This window comes from uncultured Paraglaciecola sp. (assembly GCF_943787955.1).
Lineage (GTDB): Bacteria > Pseudomonadota > Gammaproteobacteria > Enterobacterales > Alteromonadaceae > Paraglaciecola.
The window spans coordinates 129,267-146,829 of the sequence record NZ_CALSOK010000011.1; the positions used below are offsets into that span (position 1 = coordinate 129,267).

Consider the following 17,563-nt stretch of genomic DNA (forward strand, 5'->3'; position numbering starts at 1 on the left):
ACTTTCTTAGACGAGCTGTTTTTCTTTGAAGACTTAGCATCAACAGAAGTGGCCACACTAACACTTCAATTTAACAAAAAAACAGCCATCAAAATGGCAACACTAATTTTTATTGATTTAATTCGATTATTCATTAACAACCACTAATATTGATATCCATATAAGGCTTGGTATAGACAAAAAGCAGACAATTCTGGTTAATTTTTACTTAAATGCGGCGATAACGGTTGGTCGCCCTATATGATAGCCTTGCACAAAATCCACACCTATCTCTCGTAATATATCCAGGGTTTGCTCGTTTTCTACCCGCTCTGCAATGATTTTTATTTGCATGACCCGCCCTAGGCTGGTGATTGCTTCCACCATGGCTCTGTCGATTGGGTCAGTCACTATATTCACCACAAAAGCACCATCGATTTTGATGTAATCCACCGGCATATTTTTTAGATACACAAATGAACTTAGACCACTACCAAAGTCATCCAGTGCAAACTGGCAGCCCTCTTTTTTAAGCTCATTCATAAATTGGGTCGCCTTCGCTAGGTTACCAATCGCTGCGGTTTCGGTGATTTCAAAACAAACTTCTTTCAGATTAATGCCATGACGGTCACGAGTGCTCAGAATGTATCCCAGCAAATCTTCATCATCCAGCGTGAGTCCAGATAAATTAATCGATACTATCTGGTTTTTATTATCGTTAATCCGGTTGTTTGCCATAGATTCAAACACATTATTAATCACCCAGCGGTCAATCTTTGGCATCAAATGATAACGTTCTGCGGCAGGGATAAAACGGTCTGGCTTCACTAACACGCCATCTTCGTCTTTCATTCTAATCAGAATTTCTATGTGCTTAATATCTATCTCTGAGCTAATAGGGACCTCTGGCTGCTGATACAACACAAAACGGTTTTGCTCAATCGCATCCATAATGCGGGTAACCCAATGCATGTGCCCATGCCGCTCAGCCAATATCGCATCAGTCGGCTCATAAATATGCACTCGATTATGCCCCATTCCTTTTGCGGCATAACAGGCCAGATCGGCGGTTGAAAGAACGCTCCCCATATCAACATTTTCAGAATTAATGTTCACTACACCTATGCTGGCACCTATTTCAAATGCTCGATTTTTCCAGAAAAATCGGTATTCTCTGAATTTTTGTAGAATTTTATCGGCGATTTGACTGGCCTGGGCCAATTGGCAATTCTCCAGTAGTACACCAAATTCATCTCCTCCCAGGCGCGACAACGAATCCCCTTCACGAATACAATCATGCAGAAAAGTTGCAACCTGCCTGAGTAATTCATCTCCCGCCATATGGCCACAGGTATCATTCACTATCTTGAATTTATTAAGATCGATATAGCAAAGCACATGATGCCGATCTTCTTTCTGCACATTTAATAGTAACGCTTCTAGCCGTTCTTCAAACATTCTTCGGTTATACAAACCGGTCAGCGCATCATGACTGGCCTGATAAGACAACTGTTTGGCCAGTATTCTAGAAGAGCTCACATCATGCAAGACCATCACAGCACCTAACACGGCGCCACTGTCATCTCGCATAGGAGCCGCAGAAACCTCTATAGGAACGGTTGCACCATCATGACGAATCAATGACACATGATTGTTTTGATGCTCTACCGTGTTCTCCTCTAGACATCGAGTGATTGGATTAGGCATCTGCTGGCCGGTATCTTCATTAATAATTTTAACCACATTACTCAGCAGCACATCCCGAGAATGATTGCTACTCCAACCTGTCAATCTCTCTGCGACCGGGTTCATAAATTTAATTCTGGCATCCGCTGAAGTGGTAATCACCCCATCGATAATTGAATGCAAGGTCACTTCAGCTCGTTCTTTCTCGTCGAATAAAGCCTTACGAGAGTTCTCTAGCTCATACTGCTTAAGTAAAGTTGAATCTAACGCTCGGTTAACAAATTTGGCCATATAGCCAAATTCGTCATTCCTTTGCTCATCAAATCTCACCTGATTATTACCATCCGCAAATTGCTCCGCCACCATAACCATATTTAAGAAGGGCTTAGTCAGTACCTTTTGTAATATTTGCTGTATAACCAATCCAAATAGAAAGCTCAGAAAGCCAATAGTCAGCACCATTTTTTTTCTTAATGTAGAGGTAGCATGTTGAAGATTCGGAAAAAAAACAACCAGTTCAGTTTTTACATAGGTCGATACAGCACTCTGATAATGTATAGGGCTAGTGATTGTTTCCTGGTCTGCCGCGCGCATCCCCAGAGCATACAATTTGTCTCCATAGCGAAATTCAAAGGCCTGTATATCATAGCTTTGTCTGCTTTTTTCAAAAACGGCATTAAGGGCTTTTTTTATATTTAACTTCGAACGCTCTTTTTCAAGCACCGACTCTATCTCATGAGAAAACATTATTGCACCATTCTCATACTCTCTGACTAAATGGTCTTCACGAGATTGCAGCAGATAAACCGCCACTAATAGACCGACAAACATCATTCCCCAGAATACAATACCAGTGATTTTTGTAGGTAAAGACAGTTGAATAAGTTCAGAGCTGTTTTTCTTATTAGGTAATGACTTATTTGTCATTTAAACCCGGCCCAGCGTATAACCAACAATACCGGGCATACATTACTGATTCCTGAACCAAAAATAGCAAAGCCAATAAACCAAGGGAAGAACCAAAGTTGCTCATAGAAATAGAAGGTAATCGCTAATAATCCCCCTACCACAAGGCGCCAGACACGTTCAGATTCAACATTAAAGCGGAAGGAAGGATTATTGTCCTGAACATATTCAGTAGGTTTGCTCTGAGAATTTAAGCAAGTTCGAAACTGGCATACGAGCTTGGTAAGATATAAATTGGTTACGCCCTCAAAAAACAGCATTAGAATTAACACATAAAACAGAACTACCACATCAAAAGTCAACGCCAGTAGCAGTAAAAAGCCAAGAATGGCTCTATACATCTGATTTGTCATGAGGCTGTACTCATTAAATTAAGGTGACTTAATTGATGTGAATTTATTCTAATCTGAGAATAGCTGGCAAACAAAAATCTAAGTTGAAAAGGGAAGCTCAATACCCATTGCCTAATGGTGACGCTATAGCCATCAATAATTTTAGGTATCACTAAAGCCGCCGGGCAAGCAGCCACACATCCAGTCACTGTGGCATTGCCGCCACTTAGTGTATAAGTCAATGTGCCGTGAGCAGCAGCGAAACCGTTAACAAGTGTTCTTATCAACACAAAAGAGTTGAGTAAACATCGGTACATACGTTAATTTCCTTTTACAACTTAATTTACAACTTAATATAGGACATTTGTATTTTGAAGCGGAAAGGTGTGAAGATGATGTTCGTTCCGTGTTCAAACAATTACTGTCTAAAAATGGTCGTTGAGCTTGTATATTAAATTACTTAAAACTTAATTGTTTTCATAATCCTAAGCAATAAAAAATTTTTTCCTGCTTATTCTTGCTGCTTGTGTTTTTAAGATTAAGGGGTAAGTCATTTAAGCATTAAAACTTTACAAAAAAGTTAAAGATATTGATACGCTAAAAATATAAAGGGTCGGGATTAAAGCCTGCGTAATCAATTTAGATAATAGCGTTCTTGCCAATCTACGAGATTTTCTGAGGGATTTTAAGAGAGGTTAAATAATGGCTGGCAAGTGATACCAATGAACCCAATCAGCGAACTCGCACAGATTTTTCGACGCAATATCCATACGTTTAAATGGCGTAAAAATTTGTCAGTGCGCTATAACTTGAAAGTCCTGACTGTCCGCAAATCACAGCTCATAGCGGACCACCGACCTGAGCCTTATGCATGTAATTAGCGAAAGTTAGGTATGACTCAGTAGCCAATCATGGCTGCAAATGCTGAACTGGTTGCACAGTCTTTAAGTGGTGGGAGCCTGTCCTAGACTCAGTATCTACAAAAACGCTATCAAGGATTTTTATATGATTGGCTTTGAGGCAGTAAGCGATGACTGAACGGTTGCAAAAATTGCCTGAGTTAGCTTAAAAGCGGTTGGAGCTAATTAAAAGACACTAAGCCTATTTAATCGGATCATCTAATCAGAATTATTGGCCAAGCTTGCCACTAAGCCATAAAGGGATGTAATTGGTTTACTTTTGATATCTGATTGGTTAACTTTTGTTCACTGGGATGTAAAATCCCACACACAAGGGAGGTGCGAGTCAAATCTCTAGGGTCGAGCCTTACAGAGCCGTCGACAATACTTTTCTTACACCCCCCGCAACTTCAGAAGCTTTTGTTGAGTAAATCTATGCGTTTTTGAATAACAGATGACTTTTACTGTTAGTGGGACAGGTAGTGGTTCACTGTCATTAAATATAGAATATTTATGTTTATTCAATGACTTAGTTGTCAGGTTAACTTCCCGCCAGCTCCACCACATATTTAAGCCCTAATGAGCCCTCCCAGGCCATTAGGGCTTATTATTGACCCACAAAATGAAGCCCAAAAAGCTTGAGGGTTTTGATTGTCACAGATTTTAGATAAAGAGACTGGAGGTGTCAGCATCCGTGGTAAACAGTATTGATCCATAATGATCATATTCTCGCCTAATAAAACGTTTTGCTTTGTAAGCGTAATGCGTTTGTAACCACTAGCACACTGCTGATAGCCATCGCTGCACCGGCAATAATTGGATTTAGATACCCTAGCGCTGCTAACGGGATCCCGATGGTGTTAAAGGCAAACGCCCAGAACAGGTTCTGCTTAATATTTCGATACGTGGCTGATGCGAGTGATATTGTTGCTGAGACCAATGCAGGGTCGCCTCGCATTAATGTAATCGCTGCGGCGCTTATGGCAACTTCTGTACCTGTGGCCATAGCAATGCCTAAATCGGCCTGAGCAAGCGCAGGCGCATCATTAATACCATCACCCACCATGGCCACTTGATAACCCTGTTGCTGGTAGCTTGCAATAGCTGCCGCTTTATCTTGAGGTAATACTTCCGCTTGATAATCATCTAGTCCCAGTTCACTGGCTACCTGCTGTGCACTTGCAGCAGAGTCACCGGTTAACATCGCTACTTTGATACCTCTATGCTTTAGCGCATCTACAGCGTGTTTTGCTTGTTCTTTAATTTTGTCGGCGAAACACAACAACCCCAACAACTCAATGTTTTCACCTTGTTTACTTGCCAACCAAGAGACCGTTGCACCTTGGGTGGTTATTTGCTGCAAAGGCAATGTGAGTCCCAGCTCTTGCATCCAACGACTACTTCCGAGTAACAACTGCTTGCCATTCTCTTCGCCTTGAACCCCTTTACCAGCAATGACTTTAAAGTGTTTTATATCAGGTAATTGAATAGACTCTTTTTGTGCCCTTGTTACGACAGCTTTAGCCAAAGGGTGCTCACTATTTTGCTGTAGACCATATGCCAGCATGAGTAGTCTATCGTCATCAATTTGAAATGGGGTTAACTGAGTCAATTCAGGCTTGCCTTCAGTCAAGGTGCCCGTTTTATCAAAGACAACCATATCAGTTTGTTTTGCCTGCTCTAGTGCTTGCGCATCTTTTACGAGTATGCCGTGGCGTGCAGCTGTGCCAGTGCCTGCCATAATGGCAGCGGGTGTGGCTAAACCCAGAGCACAAGGGCACGCAATAACAAGCACAGCAACGCCATGCAAAATACCTTGAGTCCAATCTCCGCTTATCATTCCCCAGCCGAGAAGGGTCAACAGTGCGACAAGCAGCACTAATGGTACAAACACATTGCTGATTTTGTCGACCAAGGCCTGAACGGGCGCCTTCGCACCTTGAGCCTGTTCGACCATATGGATAATTTTCGCCAGTGTCGATTCAGCACCAACGGCAGTCGCCGTTAACTCAAGTACCCCATCAAGATTAATTGACCCGCCCGTGACCTTATCTCCTAGTATTTTTAGCAAAGGCATACTTTCACCACTTATAAGCGCTTCATCAACATGGCTGTCCCCCTTAATAACCTTGCCATCAACTGGAATACGTTCACCGGGTAGCACTTTTACTTTTTCATCAAGTTGTAGCCGAATTGCCGGTACAGACTGCCAGTTTTCATTACGCCATACATTGGCGGTAGTTGGTTTTAAACTTTCCAATGCCCGCAGCGCGTCTGTGGTATGACGTTTGGCACGCTGCTCTAACAGTTTTCCCAACAGCACTAAAGTCAACACAGCGGCACTACTTTCGAAATATAAATGCGGCGCACCGTGCTCGCCATCAAAGCTATACCAAAGATACAGTGATAAACCATAAGCTGCGCTAGTCCCTAGTGCGACTAGCAGATCCATATTGCTAGTCCCCGCTTTCAATGCATTAAAACCAGCACAATAAAAACGGGCGCCAAAATAAAATTGTACAGGTGTTGCCAGCAACCACTGCCAAAGTGAAGGCATCACCCAATTAATGCCCAATAACATACCTAACATTGGTAACACCAGTGGCAATGTCAGCATGGCAGCCCCGATAACGGGCCAATTGTCACTACGGTAAAATGGCAGTGCATTGTCATCCGTATCAGCTTGTTGCGCTAAACTTTGCAGCGCAACAAGCTGATAACCTGCTTTTTGCACCTTATCACTCAGCATGCTCTCACTCAGCATGCTCTCACTCAAAATGGCATCACTCATTCGACTTAGCAGTGTAATATTGACTTGTTCTGTTGCAAGATTGACATGTGCTGTCATTACCCCAGCCACATTCAATAATGCTTTTTCTATGTGGCTTGCGCAGGAGGCACAGGTCATGCCTATTACCTGATATTGACGTGTCTCAGTACTCACTTGATACCCAGCCCCAGTGATGGCATTGCATAGCTCAGTCGCACTTGGGTTACCCTCAACTAGTATAGTTTCAGTTGCTAAATTAACAGTGGCCTGTTCCACGTTATTAACCTTAAGCAACGCTTTCTCAATACGACCTGCACATGACGAACATGTCATACCTTGCACTGCGAGTTGAATAGAAGATTGCATTTATCTTCCCCTGTTGATAGCTAGTAAGCGATAAGATAAGGGTAAACCTTACCACTATGGTAAGGTCAAGTCGGGTATGAAAATACATTTATAATACTGTGTGTGCTTGATAACCATTTGATCATGGCTAAGATGCTCACAAAATGGCAAATCGCTTTGATATTTTTTATGACATTATTGGAACAGGGACGATAGATAGCGAGGTTAGATGCATCCAATTGATTAGGCTGGTGAATGGGTAACCCAGAAGGTAACAATATTCATTAAGACTGAACAAGGAAAACACTGACCCCATGGGATAACCCTAATTCAGAAAAAGAAGCGAATATCATGGGCGCCAAAGCAGCATTACTAGATACCCAGTAACACTGAAGTCTTTAAGCTCAAGGAGTCACCAAAACATCCATTTCCAAACGCCTTGGTGACACCTCTGGATTTAGGTCAAGGTATGCATTAAATCTGATTGATTAGGAGGAACTCACCACTGCCCAAAAGACATAATACTTATGACCTATCTCACGCCTAAAATCAAAGCCAATCTGGATGGGTGTCAAAGCTAGCACTGTCGATATTTTTGACTAAGTTGCCCCAATGGTATGTGAGTGGTAGCTCGCTATTGAAAAAATACTTCATGGCTTGGATTTTCCCATGGTAGAAATTTTCATCATCACTATGGGGGGTTTTCTCCAGCTGCTTTGTAGCTATCTCAGCCTGCCTGAGCCATAACCAGGCAATGGTGAGGTGGCCAAACATATTCAGATAACTGACAGAGTTAGAGAAAACTAGATCAAGGTTTTGGGTCTTTGAAGCGGCCATTACACTGGTCGTGACTTCCTTGAGATTGTCTACCGCATTTTGTAACTCAACGGCATAGGTCTGTAAACTATCAATCAAGGTCACACTCTCGACGGTGAGCTGTATTTCAGCTAAGAATGCTTGGTAGCCTTTAAAACCGTTCATCGGTACTTTTCGGCAAAGTAAGTCTAAGGACTGAATACCCGTAGTGCCCTCATGAATAGGGTTAAGACGGTTGTCGCGATAAAACATTTCAACAGGGTGTTCGTTAACATAACCGTGCCCACCTAATACCTGTATGGCCAAATCATTAGATTTTGGTCCCCACTCTGATGGCCAACTTTTAATAATAGGCGTTAAAAAGTCCAATATAGTTGATGCGTGTTTACGCTCGCTCTCACTGGGTGAAGTCTTTTCATCATCAACCAGTTGATGCCCATATAAACATAATGCGTACGCACCTTCAGAATACGCTTTTTGGGTTAGCAGCATTCGCCTAACATCAGGATGTTCAATAATGTTGACGGGGGGGGCTAACGGATCTTTTGCAGAAAGCAAACGCCCTTGAGGACGCCCTTTGGCATAATCGAGGGAGTACTGAAAACCCGTTAATGCGGTGAGCGCTGCGCCAGTGCCCACTAAAATTCGGGCTTCGTTCATCATATGGAACATGTACATCAAGCCTTTATTCTCTTCACCTACTAAATAGGCTTCGGCCCCGTTTTGTTCGCCAAAACTTAATGCGGTTGACGTTTGCCCTCGCCCGCCCATTTTATGAAACAAACCAGCCAAAGCCACTTCATTGCGTTCTTCAATTTTGCCATCATCATTGACCAAAAACTTAGGTACAATAAACAACGAGATGCCTTTTACCCCTTTGGGTGCGCCTTTTACTCTGGCCAACACTAAATGCACAATATTTTCAGATAGACAGTGGTCGCCGCCTGATATCCAAATTTTATTACCTTTGACTCGATAAGTGCCGTCTTCTTCTTTAGTGGCAGAGGTGGTTAGGTCACCCAAACCGGAGCCTGCACCAGGTTCAGTCATTGCCATGGTGCCGAAAAAGCGCCCTTCTCGTTGTGGGATCACCCATTTTTCAATTTGCTCAGGGGTACCATAGGCTTCAATCAAATTTGAATTGGCATGTGTCAGTGATAGATAACCAATACTGGTACTGGCTGCTGCTGCTAAGTAAGCAGAAGCGCCACTAGCGGCAATTTGAGGAAGTTGCATACCACCCATTTCGTAATCGGTTGTTGGTGCGGTCAGTCCCGCTTCAATAACAGCATCGAGACCTTCTTTGATCTCTGGAATAATGTGCACTTTTTTGCCGTCGAATGTCGGCTGATTACTGTCTACTTTTAGACGAATAGGTACATAATATTTTTCAGCTATGGCCTGTGCAATATCGATTGCAGCATCAAAGCTTTCACGATCATGATCTTGGTAACGCTCGCGAGTGGTTAAAGCCTCAACATCAAACATCTCATATAAAAAGAATTCAATATCTCGACGACTTACAATCGGTGCTGGCATGTATAGTTCCTCTAAAGGTTTAAGCAGTAAAAATTTACATAAATGAAATAAGTGGAATAAGTGAAATAATAAGGTGACAAAGGCGTGTCTTTATTTATTCAGTAATTCTTTGCGTTTATTAATGACGCCTTTCTCAAAACCAAGAATCTTTTCGTAGCTGGACGGAAACCATCTTGAAATACGATCAAGTAATTTTGCATCACCTCCCACTAAAATACGCCGCTGTTTATTTTCAATTCCGGCTAAAATAATATCGGCAGCTTGTTCTGCTGTTGTTTTTGCTTGTTTGTTAAAATCAGCAATAATCTGGCTCTTGGTAATAGCGTGAGTTGATACTTTGGCGCTATTGGTTATGTTCGTTTTAATGCCACCTGGGTGAACACAATGCACAGCTACATTACTACCTGCCATCTCCATTTTTAACGCTTCTGTAAATCCTCTTACTGCATATTTAGATGCGTTGTAAGCACTTTGTAAAGGCAAAGAAAGCAAACCAAATAAACTGGAAATATTCACAATATTAGCGCTAGGCGATGCTTTTAAATAAGGTAAAACAGCGTTAGTGCCATGCACCACACCCCAAAAATTAATATTCATTAACCAATGAAAATCCTCGAGTGATTGATTTTCAACTGAATCAATTAAGCTCACCCCCGCATTGTTAAACAACATATCGATACGCTTGAATTTGTTATGAGTGTGTTGTGCAAATTCTATAAAAGCGAGGTTGTCTGATACATCAAGACTGGCAATAAAACATTCAACACCTTTAGCTTCTATTTGCTGTTGTAGCGTTTCTAAACCATCCATGTATTTGTCAGCTAAAGCTAAATGGCAACCTTTTTCAGCTAATTTAATGGCTATCGCTTTACCAATGCCTGAAGCGGCACCAGTGACAACTGCTACGAGCCCATTATATTGCTTCATGTTCTACCACCTAAATTCGTATTAATATGGGTAACAATGTCGTCGACTATGTTTGGTATCAATTCAACAGGAAAGTCATGTCCCATACCCGGATACACCTTCAACTTGGCATTGGGTATGGCCTGTGCTGTGGCTTTACCACCGGCTAAATTCACCAACCCATCGCGGTCACCGTGAATAACTAAGCTGGGTATATCCAGCTTAGATAATGCATCTTCTCTATTTCCAGCGGCCATGATTGATAGCATTTGGCGGATGGTGCCTTTTGCTGTCATGCCACGCTGCAACATGCTTTCAACGTATTGTTGTAAATCAGTTTCAGTATAGGGGTAATCTGGACTGCCGATTACTTGCCATTTTTTGATGTGGTAATCCATCTGGTCCTTGTAATCTTTTGATACGGGTTTTTGCATCAGCGTTTTACGAATGTTTTTATCAATCCCAGGAAGCTTTTTATAGCCCGTTGTGGACATTATAGACGTTAATGTTTTGACTCTTCGTGGGTGATGGATTGCCATCAATTGCGCTATCATTCCGCCCATTGATGCCCCAACCACATGCACTTCAGCGAGGTTAAGGGCATCCAATAGTGCAACGACATCTTGCATCATGTCTTCAAGCTGATAAGGCGTTTTAATTGACAACCCTAATTTTAATTTGGTGATTATCCACCCCATATTGGGGATAGAAAAATGGTCAAGTTGCTCAGAGCGCCCCACATCACGATTATCTAAAAGTAATATCTGAAAATTGGCAGCAACAAATGCATCAACCATAGCCTTAGGCCAACCTGTTAGTGGTGTACTTAAGCCATGAATGAGCAATAATGTCGGTTGTAAAGAATTTCCATGGAGTTGATACGCAATATCAACTCCATTTACATTAATCACATTTTCAAATATTGCAGTGTTATTCATCATTTCTTGGATCATGCATTTACCATCGCCGATATCATGGCTTTGCGCATTTTACCTTGGATGGGTGTTGGCTTTTGTGTGTGACGGTCGACAAATACATGGGTTAAACCGCCAACGGCTGAGGCTGTGTCTTCGTCCTGCTTAAAAATACCTACCGTATAGTCTACGGAACTTTTCCCAAGTCGATCAACTCTGAAAGCGCCGATCAATTTCTCAGGGTAAGAAACAGAACGAATATAACTGCAATTAGATTTCACAATAAAACCAATCTGTGAACTGGTCATAGGTTCAAAATTCGCTTGTTCGATTAAAAATTGATTCACAACTGTGTCAAAATATGAATAATAATTGATGTTATTCACATGACCGAACATATCGTTATCCATCCACCTGGTGGTAATAGGAAAGAAAAAAAGAAAATCGGTTTTAGACTCAACACTCATTTAATCGGTTCCTTGATGCGCTTGACGATAAATTTCTTGAACGTCTTCTAAGGTGACAGGTTTTGGATTATTGACCAGCAAGCGTGTTTGTAACATCGCGTCTTTTGCTAAAGCTCTAATATCATTCTCGGCAATACCCATTGCAGCTAAACTAACCGGCAAGTTAAGTTGTTTTATCAAATCCGCTATAAAGTCAATCAGTGCCTGCGCAATCTGTTTGTCACTGCCATCTAGGCTGATGGTGTCAGTGATACTTGGCGCAAGTTCAGCATATAATGGAGCACAGTGGCTTAGGTTGAAATTCATCACCTGAACAAGTACAAGTGCATTACTTAATCCGTGTGGAATATGAAAATGTCCTCCTAATGGATAAGCCAAGGCATGCACTGCTGCGACAGGCGCATTGGCAAAAGCTTGACCCGCTAAACAGGCACCTAGCAACATGGCTTGACGCGCTTCAACGTTGCTGCCATTAAAGGTGGCTTCAACAATATTATGTGATAATAACGTCAAGGCTTGCTTAGCCAATAAATCAGAATATGGATTTTTCTTAATAGCACTGGTGTAGGCTTCAATGGCATGTACCATTGCATCAATCCCAGTTGCTGCTGTCACGTGGGATGGCAAACCTAAGGTTAAACTGGCATCGAGCAAAGCAATGTCTGGTAAAAGTACAGAGGAAACAACACCGGCTTTGGTGGTATCACCTGTAGTGACAATGGCGATAGGTGTCACTTCAGAGCCAGTACCGGCTGTTGTGGGTATCAATATAAGTGGTAAACGTTTCCCTCGAATGGCATCAACACCATAAATATCAGCGAGTTGTTCATCTGAATTAGCTAATAGTGCTACTAATTTTGCCGTATCCAGCGAGCTGCCACCACCAAATCCAATGATGCCGTCGGCTTCAACTTCCTTTGCGAAGGCAACAGCAGCCAGAACAGTATGTTCAGGTGGGTCAGCCACCACTTGGTCAAAGCAGAAATATTTTCTGTCTACTTTTTTAAACGCAGTATCTAATGGTTGAATTAAACCGACATCAACAATACCTTGATCAGTGATGATTAAGGGCTTCAAAATGTCAAGCGTCGCACAAATATCAGCAATCCGATTAATCGCGCCTATTTCGCTAATAATTGATTTAGTGGTCGAAAAAATAAATGGTTTCATTAGTACCTACCTATATACAAAAAGTTTGTCGTTTAAATTAAGCTTGGGTAGTGTATCTCTTTCTGACCAATAATCCTGAGTATGTTGCCAATCTGCTTTGCTACCGCGTTTTGGCATTAAATGTAACGAACGCATCATATAACCAGGGTTAAATTCTTCGGTATCGATCCAAGGCAACAACTCCATATCTGCATCTTCATCACGTAAAGTCATAGTGAGTTGTTTGACCTGTTTTTGATCCATATGTGTTAATAATCGGCAGATGAAATCACCTATTAAGTCAACACGTAGTGTCCAACTTGCACGAAAATACCCCATCACCCAAACCATATTAGGTACATCGGTAAACATCATGCCTCGGTATCCCACTTTTTCTGAAAAATCGACTATTTTACCATCAACCGAAAATTCAATACCGCCTAACACTGATAGGTTAAATCCTGTGGCTGAAATAATAATATCAGCATCTAATTGTTCGCCTGACTGCAGCGTAATTCCGGTTTCGTTAAAACACTCAATCTGATCTGTCTTAACATCAACTTTACCCGAGCGAATACCGGCAAAGATATCGCCTTCAGGCACAACGGCAATGCGTTGTCTCCAAGGGGCATACTTAGGAGTAAAATGTTTTTCTACATCAAAATCATCATCCAGAAGTGCGGCTACGCCTTCAATCAGGCCTTTTTTAACTTCATTTGGATATTGATTAGACAGCTGAATAAAACCAGCCTGCTCTTGCAGCAACTGCTTGCGGGTAATTTCGTGGATCCATGCATCGTCAACCCCGATATCACGTAATTGATCCGTTAGCGGGTTATGGTTTTCTCGTGGTATAAAATAAGTGGGGGAACGCTGCAACAATGTCACATGTTCACAATCATCAGCAATATTGGGTGCTAAGGTCGCAGCAGTCGCACCTGAACCGATTATTACTACCTTTTTGTCTTTGTAATCTAAGTCTTTTGGCCAATCCTGTGGATGAACAAGTACTCCTTTGTAATCACTTTTGCCATTCCAATCAGGGGTATAACCTTTTTCATGATTATAATATCCCTGACACATCCATAAGAAATTAGCAGTAATGACAACCGTTTCTTTACTGTCTTTTTTAAATGCAGTAATGCTCCAAAGTTGATTAACACTGTCCCAACTTGCACCAAGCACATGATGATTGTAGCGAATATGCTGGCCTAAATGATTCTCATCGATGACTTCGTGCATATAATTCAAAATTTCAGCACCCTTAGCAATAGGTGAGCCTGTCCAAGGCTTAAATCGATAGCCAAAAGTAAATAAATCACTGTCCGAACGAACGCCAGGATAATTGTGCGTTAACCAAGTTCCCCCAAAACTTTCCATGCCATCAAGTACACAAAAACTTTTGTCTGGCAGTTGTGTTTTCAAATGGTAAGCAGAACCTATTCCAGATAAACCTGCGCCGACTACCAGTACATCAAAATGTTCGTTTTTATCGTTATCGTTGTTGACGCTGTTATTGAAAGTATTCATAAAATCACCTAATTTTTAATCTATTCTTTTCACATCAAACTGGGAATATTGTTAAAGTATTTATAAATTACCTCTTTAGCCTAGGGCTAATGCCTCCTAAGTAACACTATCGATGACTGCGCTGCAAAAAATACTTCATTCGTTTTTTTGCAGTACCTTGGCTTTTAATGCAACCATATTTTTAACCTAGTACTTCTTATCCACCAGAATCGAAAGCTTGTCAGCAGTAATAATGAATAATGGTATTGCATTACACCTTGGTTACGTTCGATATTCATCTGCACCATACTTTATTACTTAAAATTACTGATCGCTTGGCTAGTTTCCTTAAAGTAATGCAACACATTTTTGTTGAGTCTTTAGCCTAGCTTTTTAGAGCCGTTTTTTGTGTGGTTTTTTTGTGCCGAAAGTTGTACATAAACCTCTGTATGTCGTGTTTTGTTTAAATCGTATTTTGTAGCGATATAGGCAGCAATGAGATAAATGGCGAATGGCAATGGCCCTGCAATTAAGCCTAAGTTGAAAATGGTTTGCTCAGAGACCATGGAAACATCCACCTGTTTTGGAAAAGCGATCAGATCGAGTCCGATACCAGCAAACAGAGTGCCTATTCCAAAGGTCGCTTTTTGAGCAAATGAGTTGGCCGCAAAAAAACAAACCTTCCTGACGTTTACCTGTGTTGGATGCATGTAAATCAGCAATATCTTGCCAACATCGAACCAATCACTATGCCTGGCTGCTTATAAAGAAGCTATAGCCAACAACGTAAGTGGCAAACAGTATCGGCATAATTAATGGTGAGTCGTTTTCAGGTAAAACACCTAATAAACGTAAATATATGGGACTAAAGCTAAAGGCCGTAGCTACTAATAAGCAGGTAACCAAACTGGGCATTTTATCAATACGTTTTGATAACACAGGCGCAATAATAGACGCCGGAACTAAGCCCACAACTATGGTAAGAGTTAATAAAGAAATTTCAAGCCGTAGATAGTTCAAAAAAGTAACTGCCCCAGATACAGCATAACAGGTTGCTCCTGCACCACCAGCGATCATCGTCATAATTTGTACCGTAAAGATAATCCGAAAGGGCCCTAATTTAATCGCTTGGGCAAAAGCCTTAAAGCTGCGACTTAAGTCGACTTTCTTTTGATTCTCAGGTGCCTTAGGCAAATATGGAATAGTGTGCTTGGTACCAAGAATACAAAGTGTCATAGCCACAAAAGCGATGATACCTGCTAGCGCCACCTAAACTACTGTAACCGTCAACATTTAACATGCCATTAGGATAGGTTTCTGATGCCTTTAAAAAACGAATTAAGGCGACAAACCGACAGAATGATACCGCCCACATAACCTAAAAAAGTACGATAGCTAACTATTTAGTGCGCTCTTTGATAGTCTTGGCTTAATTCTGGCACCCAAAAGCATTATGGGGCACATTAAACATCGTTAACAAAATTCGTACAACGATAGACCAGCCCAACAACCACAAGAACAACCCATCAGGATCCTAGACCGACCGGCGGTGAAAAAAGCATATAAAGGGATATTGGAAAAGGGGATAACAGCAGCGATCATAAAGGGATGACGACGCCCCCATTTTGAATGCCAATTATCAGAAATGTCGCCCATTAAAGGGTCGGTGATTGCATCAAACAGCAATGCTATCAACGCAGCAAACCCGGCCAATAATCGCGGGCATTCCCAAGACCTGACTGAAATAGAAAACCAAAAATGACTGAAAGGCAGTGTCTTTAACGCCTTGCGACATCTGCCCCCACGCCATAAGCTGTTTTTGTAAAAAAGGTTAACTTCAACATGGTTTTTCGCTCATAAAAATTTATAGCTGTAGCACTGATTATTTTATTAATGCATCAACATTAATTTGAACTTACAGTATGTTAAGTTTACTTGCAAGAATTGCTTAAACAAATATTACATTTGTTAAGCAATTAAAATTAAAGAGTATCTACGAATAAAACCTTAATTACACAAAAGTTTTAACTTTGGTATGTTTTGTTAGCAACCCAGGCCCAAGTGGTTTGCTGACGACGGCTTGCACTTAACCCCAGAGGCATATGAAATGCTGAACAAATTTTACCAACCTGTTATTGAAAAATGGGCAGCTTGTTAGGGTTACAACCTAAATAATTGCTCAAAAACAGAATGACCAATCACTTTCTAAGGGAACATTATTTTGGATATTTATAACCGGACAACACCACTTATTTTTTTCTGATGGTTTATTTAACATTGTCTTTTAGCAATTTGAGTGCAGCAACAAGCATTGGTGATGTCGCTCACTAAGAAGTCACTATCTGGACTCAGTGTGCGCCTTGCTGCTAATATTTATAAACCTAATGGGCTAAGTGCAAAACACAAACTTTCTGGAATATTGTTAGTTCCCGGATGGGCTGTCAGTAAAAGTGAATTTAAAACAATTATGGTCTTCATTTTGCTGAACTTGGTTTTATTGTGCTCGCATTTGATTATAAAAGCTGGGGACAAATTGGTGGTCCTATCTTGCCCACTGAAGCATTCGCGTCACTCGAAGGGGGCCACTAAGCTAGATATCAATGTCACGCAAATTCGTAAAATAGTAGAACCAATGTCTATGCTAGCTAGACGTGCGCGCTGCCTTGTATTATCTGAGGGGAGGTCTCTGGTTTGTGGGGGCGATATGTCGACGATTTCGTGGCGAGAAAAGTAGAAGATTAAGTTTAAAAAACTACCTTAAAACCAAATATCCTGCAACATATACCAAAGCTAAAGAGTACTAGTTTAACAAAACAGGCGACGATACGCCGCTTGTTTAATTCACTGGAAACCCCCATTTTTTTGGGGCTAACGATTAATACCTAAAAACTATATCGTACCCCCAGCACTTATAACATTAGTACCGTCAAAGTCTTCAAAAATTGCTTCCAACATGACACTATCAGTAGGAATGAAAACCTACCCCCCCCCTCCAAAACCAAATTCCCAATCGTCTTCTTTAGCCGACATCCCCATTGCTGATGCTTTTACTTCGACGTTAACGTAAGAGGGTTGTAAGAAAACATAAAACTTAGGTGAGGCGTGGTAAGTGCCCACGCGTACTCAAACCATAATACGTTTCAAGCTCAACAGTAACATCTATATTAGATTCGTTTATAGTGTCATCACCCATGCCAAATCCCCACGCGCAGTTCGGGCATGAAACTAAAATTACTGTCTTCCATTCTAATTTCATAGCCTACTGAGAGTGTGACACCGTCCAGTG

General features: G+C 41.4%; 14 protein-coding genes. All 14 read right to left on the reverse strand.

Features of this window, described 5'->3' with window-relative positions:
- Nucleotides 1-204 precede the first annotated feature (204 nt).
- Nucleotides 205-2,592 carry an EAL domain-containing protein gene (locus Q0Y52_RS11545; protein WP_297821692.1) on the reverse strand — a complete coding sequence of 796 codons (2,388 nt, stop codon included), beginning with the start codon at nt 2,590-2,592 and terminating at the stop codon, nt 205-207.
- Nucleotides 2,589-2,984 carry a hypothetical protein gene (locus tag Q0Y52_RS11550; protein WP_297821694.1) on the reverse strand — a complete coding sequence of 132 codons (396 nt, stop codon included), beginning with the start codon at nt 2,982-2,984 and terminating at the stop codon, nt 2,589-2,591. The genes Q0Y52_RS11545 and Q0Y52_RS11550 overlap by 4 nt, the downstream gene beginning before the upstream one ends.
- Nucleotides 2,981-3,280 (reverse strand): hypothetical protein, encoded by a 300-nt coding sequence (locus Q0Y52_RS11555; protein ID WP_297821695.1) that lies wholly within the window; start codon nt 3,278-3,280, stop codon nt 2,981-2,983. The genes Q0Y52_RS11550 and Q0Y52_RS11555 overlap by 4 nt, the downstream gene beginning before the upstream one ends.
- Nucleotides 3,281-4,595: 1,315 nt before the next feature.
- Nucleotides 4,596-6,998 (reverse strand): heavy metal translocating P-type ATPase, encoded by a 2,403-nt coding sequence (locus Q0Y52_RS11560; protein ID WP_297821697.1) that lies wholly within the window; start codon nt 6,996-6,998, stop codon nt 4,596-4,598.
- A 528-nt stretch (nt 6,999-7,526) separates the two neighbouring features.
- Nucleotides 7,527-9,332 carry an acyl-CoA dehydrogenase gene (locus Q0Y52_RS11565; RefSeq protein ID WP_297821699.1) on the reverse strand — a complete coding sequence of 602 codons (1,806 nt, stop codon included), beginning with the start codon at nt 9,330-9,332 and terminating at the stop codon, nt 7,527-7,529.
- A 90-nt stretch (nt 9,333-9,422) separates the two neighbouring features.
- Nucleotides 9,423-10,259 carry an SDR family NAD(P)-dependent oxidoreductase gene (locus tag Q0Y52_RS11570; protein ID WP_297821701.1) on the reverse strand — a complete coding sequence of 279 codons (837 nt, stop codon included), beginning with the start codon at nt 10,257-10,259 and terminating at the stop codon, nt 9,423-9,425.
- Nucleotides 10,256-11,191, reverse strand: coding sequence for an alpha/beta hydrolase (locus Q0Y52_RS11575; RefSeq protein WP_297821703.1), 936 nt, complete (start codon nt 11,189-11,191; stop codon nt 10,256-10,258). Before Q0Y52_RS11575 ends, Q0Y52_RS11570 begins: the two co-directional genes overlap by 4 nt.
- Complete coding sequence (locus Q0Y52_RS11580; protein WP_297821705.1) at nt 11,188-11,619, reverse strand: thioesterase family protein; 432 nt, start codon at nt 11,617-11,619, stop codon at nt 11,188-11,190. Before Q0Y52_RS11580 ends, Q0Y52_RS11575 begins: the two co-directional genes overlap by 4 nt.
- Nucleotides 11,620-12,789: an iron-containing alcohol dehydrogenase gene (locus Q0Y52_RS11585; protein WP_297821707.1), complete on the reverse strand. Its 1,170-nt coding sequence runs from the start codon at nt 12,787-12,789 to the stop codon at nt 11,620-11,622.
- Between the two features lie 6 nt (nt 12,790-12,795).
- Entirely contained in the window at nt 12,796-14,298 is a 1,503-nt protein-coding gene (locus Q0Y52_RS11590) for an NAD(P)/FAD-dependent oxidoreductase (RefSeq protein ID WP_297821708.1), read from the reverse strand.
- A 359-nt stretch (nt 14,299-14,657) separates the two neighbouring features.
- Nucleotides 14,658-14,987 (reverse strand): hypothetical protein, encoded by a 330-nt coding sequence (locus Q0Y52_RS11595; RefSeq protein WP_297821710.1) that lies wholly within the window; start codon nt 14,985-14,987, stop codon nt 14,658-14,660.
- Between the two features lie 37 nt (nt 14,988-15,024).
- Entirely contained in the window at nt 15,025-15,546 is a 522-nt protein-coding gene (locus Q0Y52_RS11600; protein WP_297821713.1) for a hypothetical protein, read from the reverse strand.
- 204 nt (nt 15,547-15,750) lie between these two features.
- The gene (locus tag Q0Y52_RS11605; protein WP_297821715.1) at nt 15,751-15,990 is read right to left on the reverse strand and encodes an MFS transporter; all 240 of its coding nucleotides are present in this window, start codon (nt 15,988-15,990) and stop codon (nt 15,751-15,753) included.
- Between the two features lie 1,266 nt (nt 15,991-17,256).
- Complete coding sequence (locus Q0Y52_RS11610) at nt 17,257-17,394, reverse strand: hypothetical protein (protein ID WP_297821717.1); 138 nt, start codon at nt 17,392-17,394, stop codon at nt 17,257-17,259.
- Nucleotides 17,395-17,563 lie beyond the last annotated feature (169 nt).

Excerpts from the sequence above, each read along its gene's own strand:
- Q0Y52_RS11545 (WP_297821692.1), bottom strand. The coding sequence starts at position 2,592 with ATGACAAATAAGTCATTACCTAATAAGAAAAACAGCTCTGAACTTATT.
- Q0Y52_RS11550 (WP_297821694.1), bottom strand. The coding sequence starts at position 2,984 with ATGACAAATCAGATGTATAGAGCCATTCTTGGCTTTTTACTGCTACTG.
- Q0Y52_RS11555 (WP_297821695.1), bottom strand. The coding sequence starts at position 3,280 with ATGTACCGATGTTTACTCAACTCTTTTGTGTTGATAAGAACACTTGTT.
- Q0Y52_RS11560 (WP_297821697.1), bottom strand. The coding sequence starts at position 6,998 with ATGCAATCTTCTATTCAACTCGCAGTGCAAGGTATGACATGTTCGTCA.
- Q0Y52_RS11565 (WP_297821699.1), bottom strand. The coding sequence starts at position 9,332 with ATGCCAGCACCGATTGTAAGTCGTCGAGATATTGAATTCTTTTTATAT.
- Q0Y52_RS11570 (WP_297821701.1), bottom strand. The coding sequence starts at position 10,259 with ATGAAGCAATATAATGGGCTCGTAGCAGTTGTCACTGGTGCCGCTTCA.
- Q0Y52_RS11575 (WP_297821703.1), bottom strand. The coding sequence starts at position 11,191 with ATGATCCAAGAAATGATGAATAACACTGCAATATTTGAAAATGTGATT.
- Q0Y52_RS11580 (WP_297821705.1), bottom strand. The coding sequence starts at position 11,619 with ATGAGTGTTGAGTCTAAAACCGATTTTCTTTTTTTCTTTCCTATTACC.
- Q0Y52_RS11585 (WP_297821707.1), bottom strand. The coding sequence starts at position 12,789 with ATGAAACCATTTATTTTTTCGACCACTAAATCAATTATTAGCGAAATA.
- Q0Y52_RS11590 (WP_297821708.1), bottom strand. The coding sequence starts at position 14,298 with ATGAATACTTTCAATAACAGCGTCAACAACGATAACGATAAAAACGAA.
- Q0Y52_RS11595 (WP_297821710.1), bottom strand. The coding sequence starts at position 14,987 with ATGCATCCAACACAGGTAAACGTCAGGAAGGTTTGTTTTTTTGCGGCC.